Origin of the sequence: Micromonospora sp. NPDC047187, assembly GCF_040643355.1 — a bacterium.
GTDB lineage: Bacteria > Actinomycetota > Actinomycetes > Mycobacteriales > Micromonosporaceae > Micromonospora > Micromonospora salmantinae.
This window is the reverse complement of record NZ_JBEYUF010000007.1, coordinates 256,784-273,869: the sequence shown is the minus strand read 5'-3', so window position 1 is coordinate 273,869 and position 17,086 is coordinate 256,784. Positions and strand designations below refer to the sequence as shown.

The following is a 17,086-nucleotide window of genomic DNA, read 5'->3' as shown; positions in this document are numbered from 1 at the left end:
AAACCTACCCCACCGTAGGTAGCGTTCGAAACCACCATCCGGGCCGGTATCGATGGTTACCCATCGGTAACGTCGCAATTCGTCATCGAGCGGACGGGCGCAGCTCCGCCTGATCGTCGTCGCCCCGGTCGGCCGCGTAACCCCGGACGTCCGGAGCACCGAGGCGGGCCGCGTCCGCCGCCGCGTCGTCCGGCATCAACTGGGACTGCCGCTCCGCCTCCACCCGGGCCCGGTAGTGCTCGACCTCGCGCGCCCGGGTCGCCGCGTCCCAACCGAGCACCGCGCCCATCAACTCGGCGGTGTGCTCCGCCGACTCCAACCCCCGGTGGCTGGTCTCGAACGAGATCCGGGTCCGCCGGGTCAGCACGTCCTCCAGGTGCAGCGCGCCCTCGGCCCGCGCCGCGTAGGCGACCTCCGCCGCCAGATACTCCGGAGCACCAGCCAGCGGGGACGCCAGCAGAGGATCGGCGTCGACCAGCGCCAGCAGGTCCAGGGTGAGGGTGCCGTACCGCTCCAGCAGGTGCTCCACCACGCCCACCGGCACACCGTGCCGGCGTGCCAGGTCGGCCCGGTCCCGCCACATCGCCGGGTACCCGTCGGCGCCGAGCAGCGGCAGGTCGGCGGTACGCGACGAGCGAGCGCCACCGAGTCGGCGAGCGGCCCGGTCGACCACGTCGGACGCCATCACCCGGTACGTCGTGTACTTCCCGCCGGCCACCAGCAACAGCCCGAGCATCGGCTCGAAGACCGCGTGCTCGCGGGAGAGCTTCGAGGTCGAGTCGGCCTCGCCGGCCAGCAGCGGACGCAGCCCGGCGTACACCCCCTCGATGTCGGCGGTGGTCAGCGGCCGGTCCAGCACTGTGTTGACCTGCTGGAGGAGGTAGGCGATGTCGCGGGCCGAGGCGGCCGGGTGGGAACGGTCCAGCCGCCAGTCGGTGTCAGTGGTGCCGATGATCCAGTGCCCGCCCCACGGGATGACGAAGAGCACCGAACTCGCCGTACGCAGGATGAGCCCCGTCTCGCCGGTGATCGCCGAGCGGGGCACCACCAGGTGCACCCCCTTGGAGGCGCGCACCCGGACGCCGGGCCGCAGGCCCACGTCGTTGAGCATCCGGGACATGTCGTCGCTCCACACGCCGGTGGCGGCGATGACGGTGCGAGCCTGCACCTCGAACTCCGCGTCCGGCGAGCCCGGCGGCGCCTCCAGGTCCCGGACGCGGACGCCGGTCACCTCGCGCGCCTGCCGGATCAACCCGACGGCGCGGGCACTGCTCACCACAGTGGCGCCGAGGCTGGCCGCGGTGCGGGCCAGGGTGACCACCAGCCGGGCGTCGTCGACCTGCCCGTCGTAGTAGCGGATCGCCCCGGCCAGCGCGTCGGCCCGCAGACTCGGGAAGATCCGCCGGGCACCCTCCCGGGTCAGGTGACGGTGCAGGGGCATGCCCCGGCCACCGCCGAAGATTCCGGCGAAGGCGTCGTACGCGGCCACCCCGGCGCCATAGTACGAGCGGCGGAAGACCCGGGCCGGCAGGTCCCGTAGGCCCCGCCCGGCCGGCAGCGGCACCATGATCGGCACCGGGCGTACCAGGTGCGGCGCGAGCCGGGTGGCCAACAGGCCGCGCTCGGTGAGCGCCTCGTGGACCAGGTGGAACTCCAACTGCTCCAGGTAGCGCAGGCCACCGTGGATGAGTTTGCTGGACCGGCTGGAGGTCCCGGAGGCAAGATCACGCGCCTCGACCAGCGCCACCTTCAGGCCACGGGACGCCGCGTCCAGGGCGGCACCGGCTCCGGTCACCCCGCCCCCGATGACCAGCACGTCGAAGCGCTCGGCACGCAGTCGGCGCAGGTCGGACGCACGGCGGACCGGTGAGAGCTGACCGGCGACGGATCGGGAGACATTGGGGTCGCGCACCTGTCCACCGTAACCGTCGAGCCACCGTGTCGACATTCGCCGCCCGCCCCGCACCGCGCCCACCTGCTCCGAAGCGCACGACACGTCTCGCTACCCGATCCAGGCCAACCGATAGGAGATCTTCCCCGGAACCCGACGGTCGGGTCGAAACCCTTCGTCGTAGTCGTAAGGTTCTCGGATGCAAGGTCAACCTGTGCACCCCGGCCTCAGCGACCGTGGTTCCCCGTGGCCGGTGGTCGCGGCCGTGCTGGCGGGCTGCTGGACGCTTGCGGTCACAGTGGGCACCCAGACCGGTGGTTGGCTCACCGATCAGGTGCTGCTGGGCTTCGGGCGGGACCGGCTCGGCTGGCTCTGGCCGGTGCTCGGCCTGGCCACCGTCGTACTGGCCGGCACGCCCGCCCTGCTGCTGGCCCTCCTGCCCCGGTCGGGCGCGGTCCGGGCCACCGGGCGGGCCTGGTTGATCGGGGCACTCGCCCTCGGCGTGCTCACACTGCTGCGGGCCGTGCCGCCGGTGCACCACGAGGCCTACCTCGCCGCGCTGGCCGGCGCCGCGTTGCTCGGTGCCCTCGCCGTGCGCTGGTCGGCGCGCCGGTGGGCGTACCCCGGGCTGGTTGGCTCGGTCGGCGGCCCGGCACCCACCGGAAACGGCGACGCCGCCCCGCCCGAGGCCACCGGGAACGGCGACGCCGCGCGGCCCGAGGCCACCGGGAGCGCGGAGCCGGTCGGACGGCGCGTTCGCCGACCCGGCCCGGTGCCGCTGCTCGCGGTCGCCGCCGGGTTGGCGCTGCTGCTGCCGTGGGCCTGGCTGGGCGCGCTCGGCGGCCTCCTGGAGACCGCGCTCGCGGTGCTGGCGGCCGCCGCGCTCGGGGTGCTGGCCGCGACTCTGCTGGACACCCCCTTCTGGGCCCAGTTCGCGGTAGGGCGACCGCCTCGGCCGGCTCGGCTGGTGCTGGTCGGCGGCCTGGTCGCCGGGGTGACGCTGCTGCTGCTCGCGGCCGGGACCGGCCAGTCCGGCGCGCAGTTGCCCGCGCTGCTGACAGTGCCGCCGGTGGGTTTCGCGCTGGCCGCGCTCTGGGCCGCGACCTGGCGGCCCGCTGCCGACCCGGCCGGCTCCGACCCGGCCGCTGCCGACCCAGCCGGCTCCGACCCGGCCACCTCCGATCCGGCCGCCGCCACCCGCGCCGGCCGAGCGGCGACCGGCTGGCTCGTGGGCCTGGCCGCGCTCGGCCCGCTGGCCTTCACCGACCCGGAAGAGATCAGCCTGCTGCTGGTCGGCACCCGGGACATCCCGTTCTGGGTGGCGGCCGCCGCCGGCGTCGGGCTCGCCGTCGCGGTACTGGTCGCCATCGGGTACGCGGTGCTGCTCGCCCGGCCGACGGCACGCCCCCCGAGCAGGCGGGTCGCCGCGGTGGCGGCCGTGGTGCTGCTGGTGGCGGTCGGGGCGGTCGACCTCGGCCCCGGCCAGCCGGGCCTGCACGGCGAGCGGCTGTTCGTGGTGCTGCGTACGCAGGCCGACCTGAGCGATCTTCCGGCCGCCGCGCCGGGTCGGGCCGGGCGGGACGCTCGCGCGGCCGAGGTCTACCGGCGGCTGGTGACGACCGCCGAGCAGAGCCAGGGCGACCTGCTGCGGGGGTTGAACCGGCTGCGCCTCGACCCGGTGTCGTACTACCTGGTCAACGCGGTCGAGGTGGACGGCGGCCCGGCGGTGCGGGCCTGGCTCGCCCGCCGACCGGAGGTGGCGCGGGTGCTGGTCAGCCAGCGCTTGCGACCGCTGCCGGCACCGGCCGGGCAGAACCGGGGCACCCTGCCCAAGCCCACCGGCCCGGAGTGGAACATCCGCCAGATCGGCGCCGACCGGGTGTGGTCCCAACTCCGGGTCACCGGCACGGGCATCGTGGTCGGCAGCTCCGACTCGGGGGTGGACGGCGCCCATCCGGCGCTACGAGCCGGGTTCCGTGGTGGGGACGACTCCTGGTACGACCCGTGGGACGACACCCGGAGCCCGACCGACCAGGGCGGGCACGGCACCCACACGGTGGGCAGCGCGGTCGGGCGGGACGGCATCGGGGTGGCGCCGGACGCGCAGTGGGTGGGCTGCGTCAATCTGGACCGCAACCTGGGCAGCCCCGCGCACTACCTGGACTGTCTCCAGTTCATGTTGGCGCCCTTCCCGGCCGGCGGCGACCCGTTCACCGACGGCCGTCCGGAGCGCGCCCCGCAGGTGCTGACCAACTCGTGGGGCTGCCCGCCCATCGAGGGTTGCGACCAGCGCGTTCTGCGGCCGGCCACCGCCGCCCTCGACGCCGCCGGGATCTTCGTGGTCGCCGCGGCCGGCAACACCGGCCCCTGGTGCGCGTCGATCGACGATCCGCCCGCCCCGTACCCGGACGTGCTGACAGTGGGCGCAGTGGACGCCCAGCGGCGGGTCGCCGAGTTCTCCTCGCGCGGGCCGGCGCCGGGCGGCTCGGGTAAACCGGACGTGCTGGCACCGGGGGTGAAGGTGGTGTCGGCCATGCCGGGCGGCACGTACGCCGCCCTGGACGGCACGTCGATGGCAACCCCACAGGTGGCCGGGGTGGTCGCGCTGATGTGGTCGGCGAACCCGGCGCTGGTCGGTGACGTGACCCGGACCCGGCAGATCCTTCGGGACACCGCCACGGCGGCGACGCCCACCTATCGCTCCGACAGCCCCTCCGACGCCTGCGGTGCCCCGTCGAACGTCACCGGCGCCGGCCAGGTCGACGCCTACGCCGCCGTTCGCGCCGCCCAGCAATAGGCAGGTTTCCTTCCTGAGGTGCTGAGCCGAGGGTGCGGCCCGACAGCCGGTGATCTAGGGTCGGCGACCATGGACGCCGAGATCACCGTCACCGAGCTGACCGCCGACCTGGTCACCAGCGTCGTACAGCTCTGCCAGCAGGCTCTCGACCTGCCCGAGGACGCCGCCGAGGCGGCTGCCATCGTGGACGTGCTCTGGACCCGGGCCACCGCCGACCGGCCGGTGGTCGGGCTGGGCGCGTACCGAGGTGCGGACCTGGTGGGGGTGCTGATCTGTTCGGTGTCGTCGACCGAGCCGGGGATCGGGCACGTGGACCTGGTCGCGGTCCTTGCGGATCAGCGGCGTCGGGGCGTCGGCCGGGCGCTGCTCCAGCGGGCCGAACGGGTGCTCGCCGAGCGCGGGGCGACCGAGGTGCTGCTGGCCGGAAACCCGCCGTACTACGCGTGGCCGGGAATCGACGTCCGCTACACGCCGGCGGTCTGCGCCGCCCTCGCGCTCGGCTACCAGCAGGACCGGACCGCCTGGAACATGACAGCGGACCTGTCGTACGACGGGTCGCCGGCACTGCGCTCCACCGAGGCGGCGGAGCGGCGACTGGCCGATCAGGGCGTCACGGTACGCCGGGCGGAGCCGGCGGACCTGCCGGCGCTGATCGCGTTCGCCCGGTCCACCTTCGGCGGAACGTGGGACGGCGAGCTGGCCGGGTCGGTGGGACGCGCCGACGCCGGTTGCCACCTGGCGGAGCGGGACGGCGAGGTGCTCGGCTTCGCCGCGTACGGGTCGTCGCGGCCGAGTTGGTTCGGGCCGATGGGCACCGCGCCGGCCGCAGAGGGCTCGGGCATCGGTGGGGTGCTGTTGCGACGCTGCCTGCGCGACCAGCGGGCGGCGGGGCTGGACCGGGCACAGATCGGCTGGGTGGGACCGGTGCCGTTCTATTCGGGCAGCGCGGGGGCGTGGATCGAACGGGTCTTCTTCCTGTACCGGCGAACCCTGTCCAGGGGATAAACAGGGCAAACAGGACATGGATCCATTCGCCCGCATCGGCCCATCGACGCCCCCTACCGTTTCGGTAGAGGAGGCAGCCATGACCACGGATGACAACCAGACCGAGGACGGCCCGCCGATCACCTGGAAACCGGTAGGTGAACTCCCCGGCCAACTGCCGTTCGACAGGCTCGACTACGGCGACGCCGAGCAACTGGCCGAGATGACCACCGACGGCGAGCCGCCGGTGGCCGAGGAACCGCAGGAGATGGTGGACGCGCCGATCAAACTGCCTCCGCCGTACAGCCGGGCGCAGAAGCGGCGCAACCAGCGCCCACTACCGACCTGACGACGAACGGGGCGGACCGCGTCAGCGGCCCGCCCCGTTCGGTGTCGAAACTGGACTCAGAAGTCCATGTCCCCGCCACCCGGGCCAGCCGGGGCAGCCGGGTTCTTCTCCGGCTTGTCCGCGACAACGGCCTCAGTGGTGAGGAAGAGCGCCGCGATGGAAGCGGCGTTCTGCAGCGCCGAGCGCGTCACCTTGGCCGGGTCGATGATGCCCGCGGCCAGCAGGTCGACGTACTCGCCGTTGGCGGCGTTCAGACCGTGACCCGCTTCGAGGTTACGGACCTTCTCCACCACGACGCCGCCCTCAAGGCCGGCGTTGACGGCGATCTGCCGCAGCGGGGCGTCCAGCGCGACCTTGACGATGTTCGCGCCGGTCGCCTCGTCGCCGACCAGGTCGAGCTTGTCGAAGGCGGTCTTGCCGGCCTGCACCAGCGCGACGCCACCACCCGGGACGATGCCCTCCTCGACGGCGGCCTTCGCGTTGCGAACGGCGTCCTCGATGCGGTGCTTGCGCTCCTTGAGCTCGACCTCGGTGGCCGCGCCGACCTTGATCACCGCAACGCCGCCGGCCAGCTTGGCCAGCCGCTCCTGCAGCTTCTCCCGGTCGTAGTCGGAGTCGCTCTTGTCGATCTCGGCCCGGATCTGGTTGACCCGGCCCTGGATCTGCTCGGCGTCACCGGCACCGTCGACGATGGTGGTCTCGTCCTTGGTCACCACGACCTTGCGGGCGCGGCCCAGCATGTCGAGGCTGGCGGCGTCGAGCTTGAGGCCGACCTCCTCGCTGATGACCTGACCACCGGCGAGGATGGCGATGTCGGTCAGCATGGCCTTGCGGCGGTCACCGAAGCCCGGCGCCTTGACGGCGACCGACTTGAAGGTGCCACGGACCTTGTTGACCACCAGGGTGGCGAGGGCCTCGCCCTCCAGGTCCTCGGCGATGATCAGCAGCGGCTTGCCCGACTGCATGACCTTCTCCAGGATCGGGAGCAGGTCCTTCACCGACGAGATCTTGCTGTTGGCGATCAGGATGTACGGGTCGTCGAAGACGGCCTCCATACGCTCCGGGTCGGTCATGAAGTAGGCCGAGATGTAGCCCTTGTCGAAGCGCATACCCTCGGTGAGCTCCAGCTCCAGCCCGAAGGTGTTGCTCTCCTCGACGGTGATGACGCCTTCCTTGCCGACCTTGTCCATCGCCTCGGCGATGATCTCGCCGACGGTGCTGTCGCCAGCGGAGATGGAGGCGGTGGAGGCGATCTGCTCCTTGGTCTCGACGTCCTTGGCGAGCTTGGACAGCTCCTCCGAGACGCTCAGGACCGCGGCCTCGATGCCCCGCTTCAGGGCCATCGGGTTGGCGCCAGCGGCCACGTTGCGCAGGCCCTCGCGAACCAGGGCCTGGGCCAGGACGGTCGCCGTCGTCGTGCCGTCACCGGCAACGTCGTCGGTCTTCTTGGCGACCTCCTTGACCAGCTCAGCGCCGATCTTCTCGTACGGGTCCTCGAGCTCGATCTCCTTGGCGATGCTCACACCATCGTTGGTGATGGTGGGGGCACCCCACTTCTTCTCGAGCACGACGTTGCGGCCCTTGGGGCCGAGGGTCACCTTTACGGCGTCGGCGAGCTGGTTCATGCCCCGCTCGAGGCCGCGGCGCGCCTCTTCGTCGAACGCGATCATCTTGGCCATACGGCGTTGTCCTCCTGGACACTCACGGGCCACCCGAGATGTGTGCCCCGGATGGGCCGCCTGGTGTACGCACCTTGGGACGTCGCCACCTGGCGACGACGACGTCCTTCGGCCGGGCCGGATAGCCCGCGACGACCGGCCATGTGCCGCCCCGGCGTCTCCACGCCGGTGCAACCTGGCCCCACCGTCCCGACCATTGGCACTCACGGTATGCGAGTGCCAATGACTTGTTTAGCACTCTCACCTGCCGAGTGCAAGCACGATGCCGCCGCTCAGCCGAGTTCCGCAGCCAGTCCAGCGCTGTTCACCGGCGCCTCATGGGCACGCTGCTCGGCGTACGTCACCAGCAGACCGATCATCTGCGCGAGGTGGGCCGGCAGGGCCAGCACGGCGGTGACCCCGATCACCACCACCGCCCCGGCGGCGGTGCCGGCCGAGGAGAACGGGTCCGTTCCGAGCGGGGAGGTGCCGATTCCTTCCAGGGCACCGGGGATCAGGGTGCCGACGATCACCGCCGCGGCCACCAGGGCCACCCGTCCGAGCAGCAGGCCGAGCCGGTCGTGGAACATCCGGAACGATCGACCGATCGGGTTGTGCCGTTCGAAGAGATAGACCGGACCGGCCATGCTCAGCGCGAAGGCCAGGTAGATGCCCGGCAGCACGCAAAAACAGACACCGACGCCGATGAGCAGACTGACCAACAGGGTCCAGCCCCACAGCCCGAGTGCCCGACGCAGGCCGTAGCGCAGCGCGGCCTCCAGGCTGGCCGGCTGACCGGCCGCCTGCTTGGTGATCACCCAGGTGCCGGCGGCCCAGCCGACGGCCTGCACCAACCCGACCACCACGCTGCCGCCGACCAGCAGGACCAGGAGGCTCAGCAGTTCGGCGGCGAAATTGTCCGGCAGCGCGGGGGTCGACGTCGATTCGGCCTGGGCGGCCCACTTCGCCGACGGGTCCAGCCCGAGGGAGACCACCGAGAGCACCGCCGCCGGCAGCACCTGGGTGAGCAGCATGATCGGCACCAACTGCCGCCAGCCCCGGCGCAGCGCTCCCCCGCACCGGTTGAACCAGCCGCCGATACCGGCGCCGGGCGGCGTGACCAGGGCGTCGTTCGGGTCGAACCCGTGACCCGGCGGGTACCAGCCGACCGGCGGCCCCGGGTACCACGGCTGCCCGCCGTAGGGACCCGACCCGGGCGGGTAGCCCCCGGTGGGCGGGAACGCCCAGCCCTGCGGTGGCGGGGCCGCACCCCAGGAACCCTGCGCGGGATCCCAGCCGGGCGGCGGACCGGCGGGGCCGGAGGACGGGCCGGCCGGGGGCATGCCCGGCCCCCAGCCGGGCGGCGGACCGGCCGGGCCGGGGCTGCCGGCGGGCGAGGACGGATCGGACGGGTCCGGCTCCCCCGACCCGGAGGACGGAGTGGGCGGGGGTGGCTGGTCGGTCATGAACGCTCCTCAAATCGGCTGGAACGGTTCACGATCTTCCCGGCTGTGCGCCCCTGCCGCAGCCCCGACTCACGGGGCCGATCGGCCAGGAGTTCAGCCGATGACGCGTACGTGCTCCGCCTGTGGGCCCTTCTGGCCCTGGGTGATCTCGAACTCGACCCGCTGACCGTCGTCCAGCGCCTTGTAACCGTCCATCTCGATCGCGGAGAAGTGGACGAACACGTCCTGACCGCCGTCGACGGCGATGAAGCCGTAGCCCTTTTCGGCGTTGAACCACTTCACGGAGCCCTGTGCCACGGTGCACTTCCCTCACTCTGCGCGGCGTTGCCTGACTCGGCGCACGGCACGGCCGGACGCCCCGGACCACCGACTCAGCGATCGATGACCGCCATTGAAGCAGGTGACCGAAATCGCACGCTACACGAGGAGTGACGGAGGCGCACGGCCACAAATCCGACAGACATCGGGGCGTCCCGACCGCGCTGATCGGCCGGGTTCCCGAGCCACCGGATTCGCCAGCGTCATTTGCGAATGGAGGGGAGGGCCGCAGGGCCGGCCCCGAGATGACGGCGATCGGGCCCAGCTCGCGAAACGCCATCCCCGCCCTGTGGTAGGCATGCGGACATGACCACCGACATGGGCTCGCCGGCCCTGCGGCTCGCGGAGATCCGCCGGGTCCGGCCGGAGGACGCCGCCCGGATGCGGGCGCTGCGCCTGGAGATGCTGGCCGACGCGCCGTTGGCCTTCCTGGAGACCCTGGCGGACGCTGCGGCCCGACCGCACAACGAGTTCGCCGCCCGGGTCGCGTACACCTCGGCCGGTGTCGGTAACGCGCAGTTCGTCGCCGATCCGGGCGGCCGGTTGGTCGGGCACGCCGGTGGTACGACCCACCCGAACGAGCCGGGGCTGACCGTGATCTACGCCGTGTACGTCACGCCGACCTGGCGCGGCAGTGGCCTGCTCGGCGAGCTGATCGACGGGGTGGCCGCCTGGTCGCGAGCCTGTGGCCGACCGGAACTGCTGCTGGAGGTGGTGGTCGGCAACGACCGCGCCTACCGCGCCTACCAGCGCCTGGGCTTCAAGGACACCGGGGTACGAGTCCCCCACCCGAACATCCCAGCCCTAACCGAGCTACAAATGCGCAGACCCGCCTAAAACCAAGAACCATCCCACGGCAGAACCACTGAGCTGCCCCCAAAAGCCGGCAGCGATGCCCCCACCGTGCCCACAAAGGGTTTCCGGGGCAGCCCGACCCGCGCAGGGATCAAGCCTGACCGCCCGGAGCGGGGCGGGCTGCCCCGGAAACCCCCACCGCAACTAAAGATCAAAGATGACGCCGCGACTGCACGATCCGGAACCGGTTCGCCACATAAGCCCCGTCGGTCAGCGCCGAGTTCGCCGCCGCGTTGGCCCCACTGCCGTGGAAGTCGGAGAACGCCGCCGACTGGTTGACGAAGACACCGCCGGTGAGGTTGCAGGACAGGTGCACCCCGACCTCGACCGCCACCGCCTCGGTCGCGTCCAGCACGGCCTCGTCCGTCGAGTAGACCCCGGCGGTGAGCGCGCCCTTCTCGCCGACCGTCCGGCGCAGCAGCTCCAGGCTGTGCGTGGTGGAGTCGGTGGCGATGGCGAACGAGATAGGCCCGAACCATTCCCGGCCGTACGTCTCCGCGTCGTCGGCGGTCAGCTTCACGATCGTCGGGGTACGCACCACCGCGTCGGCGTACGACGGGTGGGCCACGGCCCGCGACTCCAGCACCGGCTCGCCGACCTTGGTCACCTCGGCCAGCCGCTCCAGCACCCCGTCGTTGACGATGGCGCCGGTCAGCTCCACACCTCGGGCCGGGTCGGCGGTGAGCTTGCCGACCGCTGCGGCGATCCCGCCGGCCACCTCGTCGAAGCTCTTGTGCCCCTGGTCGGTCTCGATGCCCCCGGCCGGGATGAGGATGTTCTGGGAGGTGGTGCACATCTGCCCGCTGTAGAGGGTCAGCGTGAACCCGAGGTTGCGGCACATGCCGGCGAAGTCGTCGGTGGAGTCGATGACGACGGTGTTGAGGCCGGCCTTCTCGGTGTAGACCGATGCCTGCCGCGCGTGCGTCTCCAGCCAGTCGCCGTACTCGGTGGAGCCGGTGAAGTCGACGATCCGGATGGCGCGGTGCAGGGCCAGGTCGCTGGCGAGCTTCTCACCGGGGGCCTCGGCCGCCAGCATGATCAGGTTCGGGTCGAACCCGGCCTCGGCGAGCACCTCCCGGGCGTACTTCACGGTGATGGCCAGCGGCAGCACCGCGCGCGGGTGCGGCTTGACGATCACCGGGTTGCCGGTGACCAGCGAGGCGAACAGCCCGGGGTACGAGTTCCAGGTCGGGAAGGTGTTGCAGCCGATCACCAGCGCCACCCCACGCGGCACCACGTGGAACGTCTTGGTCATCCGCAGCGGGTCACCCTTGCCGGCGGCCTTCTCCCAGCCCGCCGTGCCCGGGTGTCGGGTCATCTCGGCGTACGCGTACGCCAGCGCTTCCAGCGCCCGGTCCAGCGCGTGCGCGCCACCAGCCTGAAAGGCCATCACGAACGCCTGCCCGCTGGTGAACTGCACAGCGTTGGCCAGCTCGAAGATGTTCTTGTGCAGCCGGTCGAGGATCTCCAGGCAGACGCCCACCCGGGCCTGCGGGCCGGCGTCGCGCCACGCCGGCAGCGCGGCGGAGGCGGCGTCGACCAGCTCACCGGGGCCGGCGTGCGGGTAACGCACCGCCAACTCCACCCCGAACGGGCTCGTCTCGGTGGCGACCCGAACGCCCGCGCCGGGCTGGTCGAGCGGGAAGTCCCCGCCGAGGTACGCCTCGAAGGCGGCCTTACCGTCGGCGGCGGCGGTCTCGCCGTACACCCGGGGGCTGGGGGATTCGGGATAGGCGGACCAGTAGCCCCGCTCCGTGATCGCGGTCAGCGCACGGTTGAGGGTGTCGGCGTGCCTGTCGTACAGGGGATGCGGGGTCTCCGTCATGCCCGCCATCATGCCTGAGTCCAGTCCGCGAGCAGTAGCGCGAATGCCCGACAGCGGCTCATGCCGCAGTCGAGTTCCCGAGCAGAAGCACCAATGGCGACGGCGCGGGGTTGCTCGCGGCGGCAGCGGGTACCCGCGGGCCTTCGGCCAGGGGAGGACGGCGGGTGAGGATCACCGAGATCCGGGTGCACGGGGTCGCTGACAAGGGGCCCGAGACGATCCTCGACCGACCGATCGTCGCGCGGGTCGCGGGAGACGACAACGCCGGCTTCTACCGGCCGCGGCCCGGCTACGGTGCCGCCGCGGACCGCAACGGGGTGACGCTTGAGGCGTACCGCTGGAGCAGGCTGACCGGCGGCACCGCCACCCGGACGTTCTCGCTGGTCCTGCTCCTGCCGTTCATGCTCAGCAACATCGCGCTCTGGATGCTGCCGGTCACCGGACGCGGCGGCCACGCCGCGCGGGCGCTGTGCCGACTGCTCGCCGCGACGATGACCTCGATGTACGTCCTCTCCGCCGTCGGGGTGTCCCTCGACCTGATCGCCTGGCAGTGCGCGGCCTACCCGAGGTGTCTGGAGGGGCGGCGGGAGATCTCCTGGCTGGGCGGCGTGCCGCCAGGGCAGCGGCTCGCACTGCTGGCCGTACCGCCGATCATCGCGATCGTCCTGATCTGGCGCCTCGGTGCCCGGACCTGGCAGCTCCCCGAGGACAGCGACCAGGCGCCCGGGGTAGGTGCGGACCGGCTCGACGCGCCCGCCTTCTGGGACACCCGCTCGCTGCTGCGCCGCCTGCGCTCGGTTCACGTCGCGGTGGCGCTGGGCACGCTCAACATCACTCTGCTGCTGGCTCTGGCACCGCACGACGCCACAGTGCCCGGCTGGCTGCTGCTGGCCGCGGACGTGGCGCTGCTCGCCGCCGCGCTGGTGCTGCTCTGCCGGCCGGCGATGGAGCGGCGCGGAGAGCGGGACCAGTGGAGCTCGCGGACCATCCGCTGGGCGGCCATCGCGCTCACCGTACTGACAGTGGGCTACGCGTTGGCGCCACGGCCGCCGTGGACGGCCCAGGGAACCTTGCCCGGGTACGGGACGGTGGCCGCCGGACTGTTCGCCGGGCAGGTGGTGCTGCTCGCGATGCTCGGCCTGGTGGTCGTGGTGCAGCGCCGTTCCCTTCCTCGGCCCCTCTTCCTGCTGACCGGGCTGGGTGCGCCGGTGCTGACAACCGTCGCGATCGGGCTGGGCGTCGCCTACGACTCGGGCCTGACCTACGGGCTCGCCGAGTATCTGGACCGTGGCTCCAGCCCGACGCCCGCCCGGCCGCTGCCGCCCGGGGCGCCACCGTTGTCGCCGCCGATCGCCTTCCGCTGGGCCACCCTCGGCTTCTCCCTCGCCGTGCTCCTGGTGCTCGTGACGGCACTGCTCATACCCCGGATCGGCCGTGATCGTCGCCGTCGGGAGGCCGAGGAACTGGTTCGGCGGGACTATCCGGAAGCCTCCCGGGCGGCCCCCGAACGGGTCCGGGCCGTCCGCGACGTGATAGTGCGTGCCCGGCTGACGGATCGGCTCGGGCCACTGCTGGCCACCGCGTACGTGGTGTTGGCGCTGCTCACCCTGGCGGCGGCCGGGCTCTCGGTGGTCGGTCCCGGCCCGGGTGCGCTCGCGCTGCGACTCGGCGGCGAGCCGCTGGCCCGTCCGGTGATCTTCGTGACCGACCTGGGCGCTTTGCTGATCGGGCTGTTCGCCGCGATCCTCGCCGTGCTGGGGCTGGTCGCCTACCGGTCCGGCGCGATCAGGCTGGTCGGGGTGCTCTGGGAGCTGGCCACCTTCTGGCCGCGTGCCGCGCATCCACTCGCCCCGCCGTGCTACGTCGAGCGGGCGGTCCCCGAGCTGACCCGCCGGATCGGGCAGCTCACCGCCAATGGGAACGCGGTGCTGCTGTCCGGGCAGAGTCACGGCAGCGTGCTCGCGGCGGCGACGATCCTTCAACTGCCCGACCACTGCCGCCGGCGGGTGGCTCTGCTCACCTACGGTGCCCCGCTCGGCAACCGGTACCGGCGGATCTTCCCGGCGTACGTCAGCGACGAGATGTTGCGCGAGGTCGGCAGCCGGTTGGCCTGGCGGTGGATCAACCTGTGGCGGTACACCGACGCGGTGGGCGGAGCGGTGTTCGGTCCGTTCGTCGACGGACCCGACGACCCGGCCGCCCGGGTCGACCGTCGGGTACGGGATCCGAAGGGACTGCTCATCCCACCGACCGACACCGTGCCCCCGCCGGTGCGGGGCCACCGGTTCACTCCCGACGACGACTTCCACGCCGCGATCGGCGAGCTGGTCGAGCGCCTGGAACGGACGGCCGAGTGAACGGTCGCCTCAGAGGGTGAGCTGCCAGTCGGTCCAGCAGTCCACCGGGCGGAAGCCGAGCTGTTCGTTGATCGACACCATGTAACTGTTGCTGGCCGCGTTGAAGGTGTCGATCACCTGTACCGCCGGCTCGTGGGTGAGCAGGTGGTGCAGGTTCTCCGCCTTGGCGATGAGGCCGAGCCGGTGCCCACGGTGGGCCGGGTCGACGATGGTGATCTGCTGGAACGCGTGCCAGTCGGCGGAGGCGCCCACGTCCAGCAGCGTCCAGGCGACCAGCCGACCGGACGCCTCGTGCCGCATCCCGAGGTGGTAGCGCCGCCGGCCCCGGGCGTCCAGCGCCCGCTCGTTGCCGCGGATCCGTTCGGCGTCCACCTGCTCCGGCTCCCACTGCACGTCGCCCATGGGCGCGTCCATCAGCAGCCGGCCGTCGAGGTAGGCGATGTCCGCCACGTACTCCTGCGGGGTGGAGCCCTGCCAGCAGACGGAGTGATAGCCCTCGGCTCGCGGTCGGGCCTCGGCGAGCGCGGCCCGCAGAGCGACCCGGTCGATCTCGCCGACGTCGAGCCGGCGACGCACCTCGGTGAGGGCTGGTTGAGCGCCGGAAGCGGCAGCGAACGCGTCACCGGCCACGCTTCGGGCCGGCCCGCCGGGCAGCGCGGAGACGGCCATCGCCACCACCCGCTTGCGGCCGTGCTCGCGGAGCAGGCGCAGCCCGTACTCGTGCAGGGCCCGGCCAACGCCCCGGCGCCGCTGCTGCGGATGCACCAGCAGCTCGACGGTGGCGTTGTCGGTGTTGTCGAGCTGCGGCAGGTCCAGTTGGAGGTAGCCGGCCGGCACGCCGTCCAGTCGGGCCAGCGCCCAGAGCGACCGGGTGCCGGGCATCGGCGTGTGGAACAACGCGTCGAAGCGGCGCCGGCAGAAGGGCGGGAAGTCCGGGAGATCGGCGTCGTTGGCCGCCGCCCCGATCCGGTACGCCTCGTCGACCGACGTGCGGTCGGCGCCGTCGAACGACGCGATGGTGATGCTCATGCCGGTGAGCCTGCACCGTACAAAAGCGATCGGGCCAGCGAATTACTCGCTGGCCCGATCGAACGTTGGTCGGGAGGGACACTCGCACAACGCCTCCGGCGTTGGGTCGCAAGAACTTCAAAAGTCTTCGGCGAAATGCCCTCCCGCACGGAGCATCTTGCGCCGTCCGGTTCCTGCCGTCAAGTCCGTAGCGGCAGGTTTTCCACACTCACAGCGAAAACCCAGTTACCGACTGATCGACTCGGCCACGGCTCCGAGCGAGCCCGTCAGCCCAGGAGGCCGGCGTCGCGGGCGGCGCGCAGCGAGGGCTTGATGTGGTGGGTCGGACCGACCTGGCCGGCCACCGCATCGATGGTCTTCAGACCCTCGCCGGTGTTGAACACGACGGTCTCGGCCGTCGGGTCGAGCCGACCGGACTCGACCAGCTTGCGCAGCACGGCCACTGTGACCCCACCAGCGGTTTCGGCGAAGACCCCGGTGGTACGGGCCAGATCGCGGATGCCCGCGCGGATCTCGTCGTCGTCGGCGTACTCCATCCAGCCGCCGGTGCGGCGGACCGCCTCCAGGGCGTAGAGGCCGGCCGCCGGGTCGCCGATGTTGAGCGATTTGGCGATGCCGGTGGGCTTGACCGGAACGATCGTGTCGGTCTCGGCGTGCAGGGCGACGGCGATCGGGTTGCAGCCGGCGGACTGCGCGCCGAAGACCTTCCAGCCGTCGGCGGGCGCCTCGACCAGGCCGATCTCCACCAGCTCGGAGAACGCCTTGTCAATCTTGGTGAGCAGCTCGCCGCTGGCCATCGGGATGACCACCTGCGCCGGGATCCGCCAGCCGAGCTGCTCGGCCACCTCGTAGCCGAGGGTCTTGGAGCCCTCCGCGTAGTACGGCCGGACGTTCACGTTGACGAACGCGGTGTCCTCGAATTCGTCGGTCTCCACCAGCTCGCCGCAGAGCCTGTTGACATCGTCGTACGAGCCGTCGATGGCGACCAGTTCGCCGCCGTAGACGGCGGTGGTGATGACCTTGCCCTGCTCCAGGTCGCTGGGGATGAAGACCACCGAGGGCGCCCCGGCGCGGGCCGCGTGGGCGGCCACCGAGTTGGCCAGGTTGCCGGTCGACGCGCAGGCGAACCGGCTGAAGCCGAGTGCCTTGGCGGCGGTGAGCGCCACCGAGACGACCCGGTCCTTGAACGAGTGGGTGGGGTTGGCGCTGTCGTCCTTGACCCAGAGCGGCGCGGTGATGCCCAGTTCGGCGGCGAGGTGCGGGGCCGCCACCAGCGGGGTCAGCCCCGGGTCGAGGGTGACCCGGCTGGCCGGGTCCTGGCCGGCGGGGAGCAGGGCGGCGTACCGCCAGATGTTGTTCGGGCCGGCCTCGATCTGCTCGCGGGTGACGGCGGCCAGTGCCGCGGTGTCGTAGTCGACCTCCAGCGGGCCGAAACACTCGTAACAGGCGTGCTGGGCGGCGAGCGGGTAGCGGGCCGAGCAGGCACGGCAGACCAGGGCGCGGGCGGGGCTGGCGGAGGTGTCGATGCCGGAGGCGACGAGCGTCGACGTCATGTCG

General features: G+C 72.1%; 12 protein-coding genes. 5 read left to right on the top strand and 7 right to left on the bottom strand.

The features are described 5' to 3' along the window. Positions 1 to 82: 82 nt before the first annotated feature. Entirely contained in the window at positions 83 to 1,948 is a 1,866-nt protein-coding gene (locus tag ABZ794_RS15385; RefSeq protein WP_357515990.1) for a glycerol-3-phosphate dehydrogenase/oxidase, read from the bottom strand. Positions 1,949 to 2,090: 142 nt separating this feature from the next. Between ABZ794_RS15385 and ABZ794_RS15380 the strand changes: the two genes are divergently transcribed. From ABZ794_RS15380 to ABZ794_RS15370, 3 genes are all read left to right on the top strand, one after another. Further along, on the top strand, positions 2,091 to 4,688 hold the full coding sequence (locus tag ABZ794_RS15380; protein ID WP_357515988.1) for a S8 family serine peptidase: 2,598 nt from the start codon (positions 2,091 to 2,093) through the stop codon (positions 4,686 to 4,688). Positions 4,689 to 4,757: 69 nt separating this feature from the next. After that, complete coding sequence (locus tag ABZ794_RS15375) at positions 4,758 to 5,693, top strand: GNAT family N-acetyltransferase (protein ID WP_210780914.1); 936 nt, start codon at positions 4,758 to 4,760, stop codon at positions 5,691 to 5,693. A gap of 79 nt (positions 5,694 to 5,772) precedes the next feature. Then, positions 5,773 to 6,021 (top strand): hypothetical protein, encoded by a 249-nt coding sequence (locus ABZ794_RS15370; protein WP_357515986.1) that lies wholly within the window; start codon positions 5,773 to 5,775, stop codon positions 6,019 to 6,021. Between the two features lie 56 nt (positions 6,022 to 6,077). On the opposite strand, the gene groL is transcribed toward ABZ794_RS15370, so the two are convergent. From groL to ABZ794_RS15355, 3 genes are all read right to left on the bottom strand, one after another. Then, positions 6,078 to 7,700, bottom strand: coding sequence for a chaperonin GroEL (gene groL / locus ABZ794_RS15365; protein WP_210780912.1), 1,623 nt, complete (start codon positions 7,698 to 7,700; stop codon positions 6,078 to 6,080). 272 nt (positions 7,701 to 7,972) lie between these two features. Beyond that, positions 7,973 to 9,145, bottom strand: a complete 1,173-nt coding sequence (locus ABZ794_RS15360) for a hypothetical protein (RefSeq protein ID WP_357515983.1) — start codon at positions 9,143 to 9,145, stop codon at positions 7,973 to 7,975. 93 nt (positions 9,146 to 9,238) lie between these two features. After that, positions 9,239 to 9,442, bottom strand: a complete 204-nt coding sequence (locus tag ABZ794_RS15355) for a cold-shock protein (protein ID WP_091402914.1) — start codon at positions 9,440 to 9,442, stop codon at positions 9,239 to 9,241. Between the two features lie 327 nt (positions 9,443 to 9,769). Here ABZ794_RS15355 and ABZ794_RS15350 point away from each other — a divergent pair, with 327 nt between their 5' ends. After that, entirely contained in the window at positions 9,770 to 10,300 is a 531-nt protein-coding gene (locus ABZ794_RS15350; RefSeq protein WP_210780910.1) for a GNAT family N-acetyltransferase, read from the top strand. 169 nt (positions 10,301 to 10,469) lie between these two features. Here ABZ794_RS15350 and paaN read toward each other — a convergent pair whose 3' ends face one another. Continuing rightward, the gene (gene paaN / locus ABZ794_RS15345) at positions 10,470 to 12,143 is read right to left on the bottom strand and encodes a phenylacetic acid degradation protein PaaN (protein WP_357515980.1); all 1,674 of its coding nucleotides are present in this window, start codon (positions 12,141 to 12,143) and stop codon (positions 10,470 to 10,472) included. A 164-nt stretch (positions 12,144 to 12,307) separates the two neighbouring features. Here paaN and ABZ794_RS15340 point away from each other — a divergent pair, with 164 nt between their 5' ends. Further along, positions 12,308 to 14,500, top strand: coding sequence for a hypothetical protein (locus ABZ794_RS15340; RefSeq protein WP_357515978.1), 2,193 nt, complete (start codon positions 12,308 to 12,310; stop codon positions 14,498 to 14,500). Positions 14,501 to 14,509: 9 nt separating this feature from the next. On the opposite strand, the gene ABZ794_RS15335 is transcribed toward ABZ794_RS15340, so the two are convergent. Beyond that, positions 14,510 to 15,529 carry a GNAT family N-acetyltransferase gene (locus tag ABZ794_RS15335; protein WP_357515976.1) on the bottom strand — a complete coding sequence of 340 codons (1,020 nt, stop codon included), beginning with the start codon at positions 15,527 to 15,529 and terminating at the stop codon, positions 14,510 to 14,512. 266 nt (positions 15,530 to 15,795) lie between these two features. Then, complete coding sequence (gene thrC, locus ABZ794_RS15330; protein WP_210780906.1) at positions 15,796 to 17,082, bottom strand: threonine synthase; 1,287 nt, start codon at positions 17,080 to 17,082, stop codon at positions 15,796 to 15,798. Between the last annotated feature and the right edge of the window lie 4 nt (positions 17,083 to 17,086).

Bases quoted from the DNA above. Each gene is read 5' to 3' on its own strand.
- thrC (WP_210780906.1), bottom strand. From the start codon at position 17,082: ATGACGTCGACGCTCGTCGCCTCCGGCATCGACACCTCCGCCAGCCCC.
- ABZ794_RS15370 (WP_357515986.1), top strand. From the start codon at position 5,773: ATGACCACGGATGACAACCAGACCGAGGACGGCCCGCCGATCACCTGG.
- ABZ794_RS15350 (WP_210780910.1), top strand. From the start codon at position 9,770: ATGACCACCGACATGGGCTCGCCGGCCCTGCGGCTCGCGGAGATCCGC.
- ABZ794_RS15380 (WP_357515988.1), top strand. From the start codon at position 2,091: ATGCAAGGTCAACCTGTGCACCCCGGCCTCAGCGACCGTGGTTCCCCG.
- ABZ794_RS15375 (WP_210780914.1), top strand. From the start codon at position 4,758: ATGGACGCCGAGATCACCGTCACCGAGCTGACCGCCGACCTGGTCACC.
- paaN (WP_357515980.1), bottom strand. From the start codon at position 12,143: ATGACGGAGACCCCGCATCCCCTGTACGACAGGCACGCCGACACCCTC.
- groL (WP_210780912.1), bottom strand. From the start codon at position 7,700: ATGGCCAAGATGATCGCGTTCGACGAAGAGGCGCGCCGCGGCCTCGAG.
- ABZ794_RS15360 (WP_357515983.1), bottom strand. From the start codon at position 9,145: ATGACCGACCAGCCACCCCCGCCCACTCCGTCCTCCGGGTCGGGGGAG.
- ABZ794_RS15385 (WP_357515990.1), bottom strand. From the start codon at position 1,948: ATGTCGACACGGTGGCTCGACGGTTACGGTGGACAGGTGCGCGACCCC.
- ABZ794_RS15335 (WP_357515976.1), bottom strand. From the start codon at position 15,529: ATGAGCATCACCATCGCGTCGTTCGACGGCGCCGACCGCACGTCGGTC.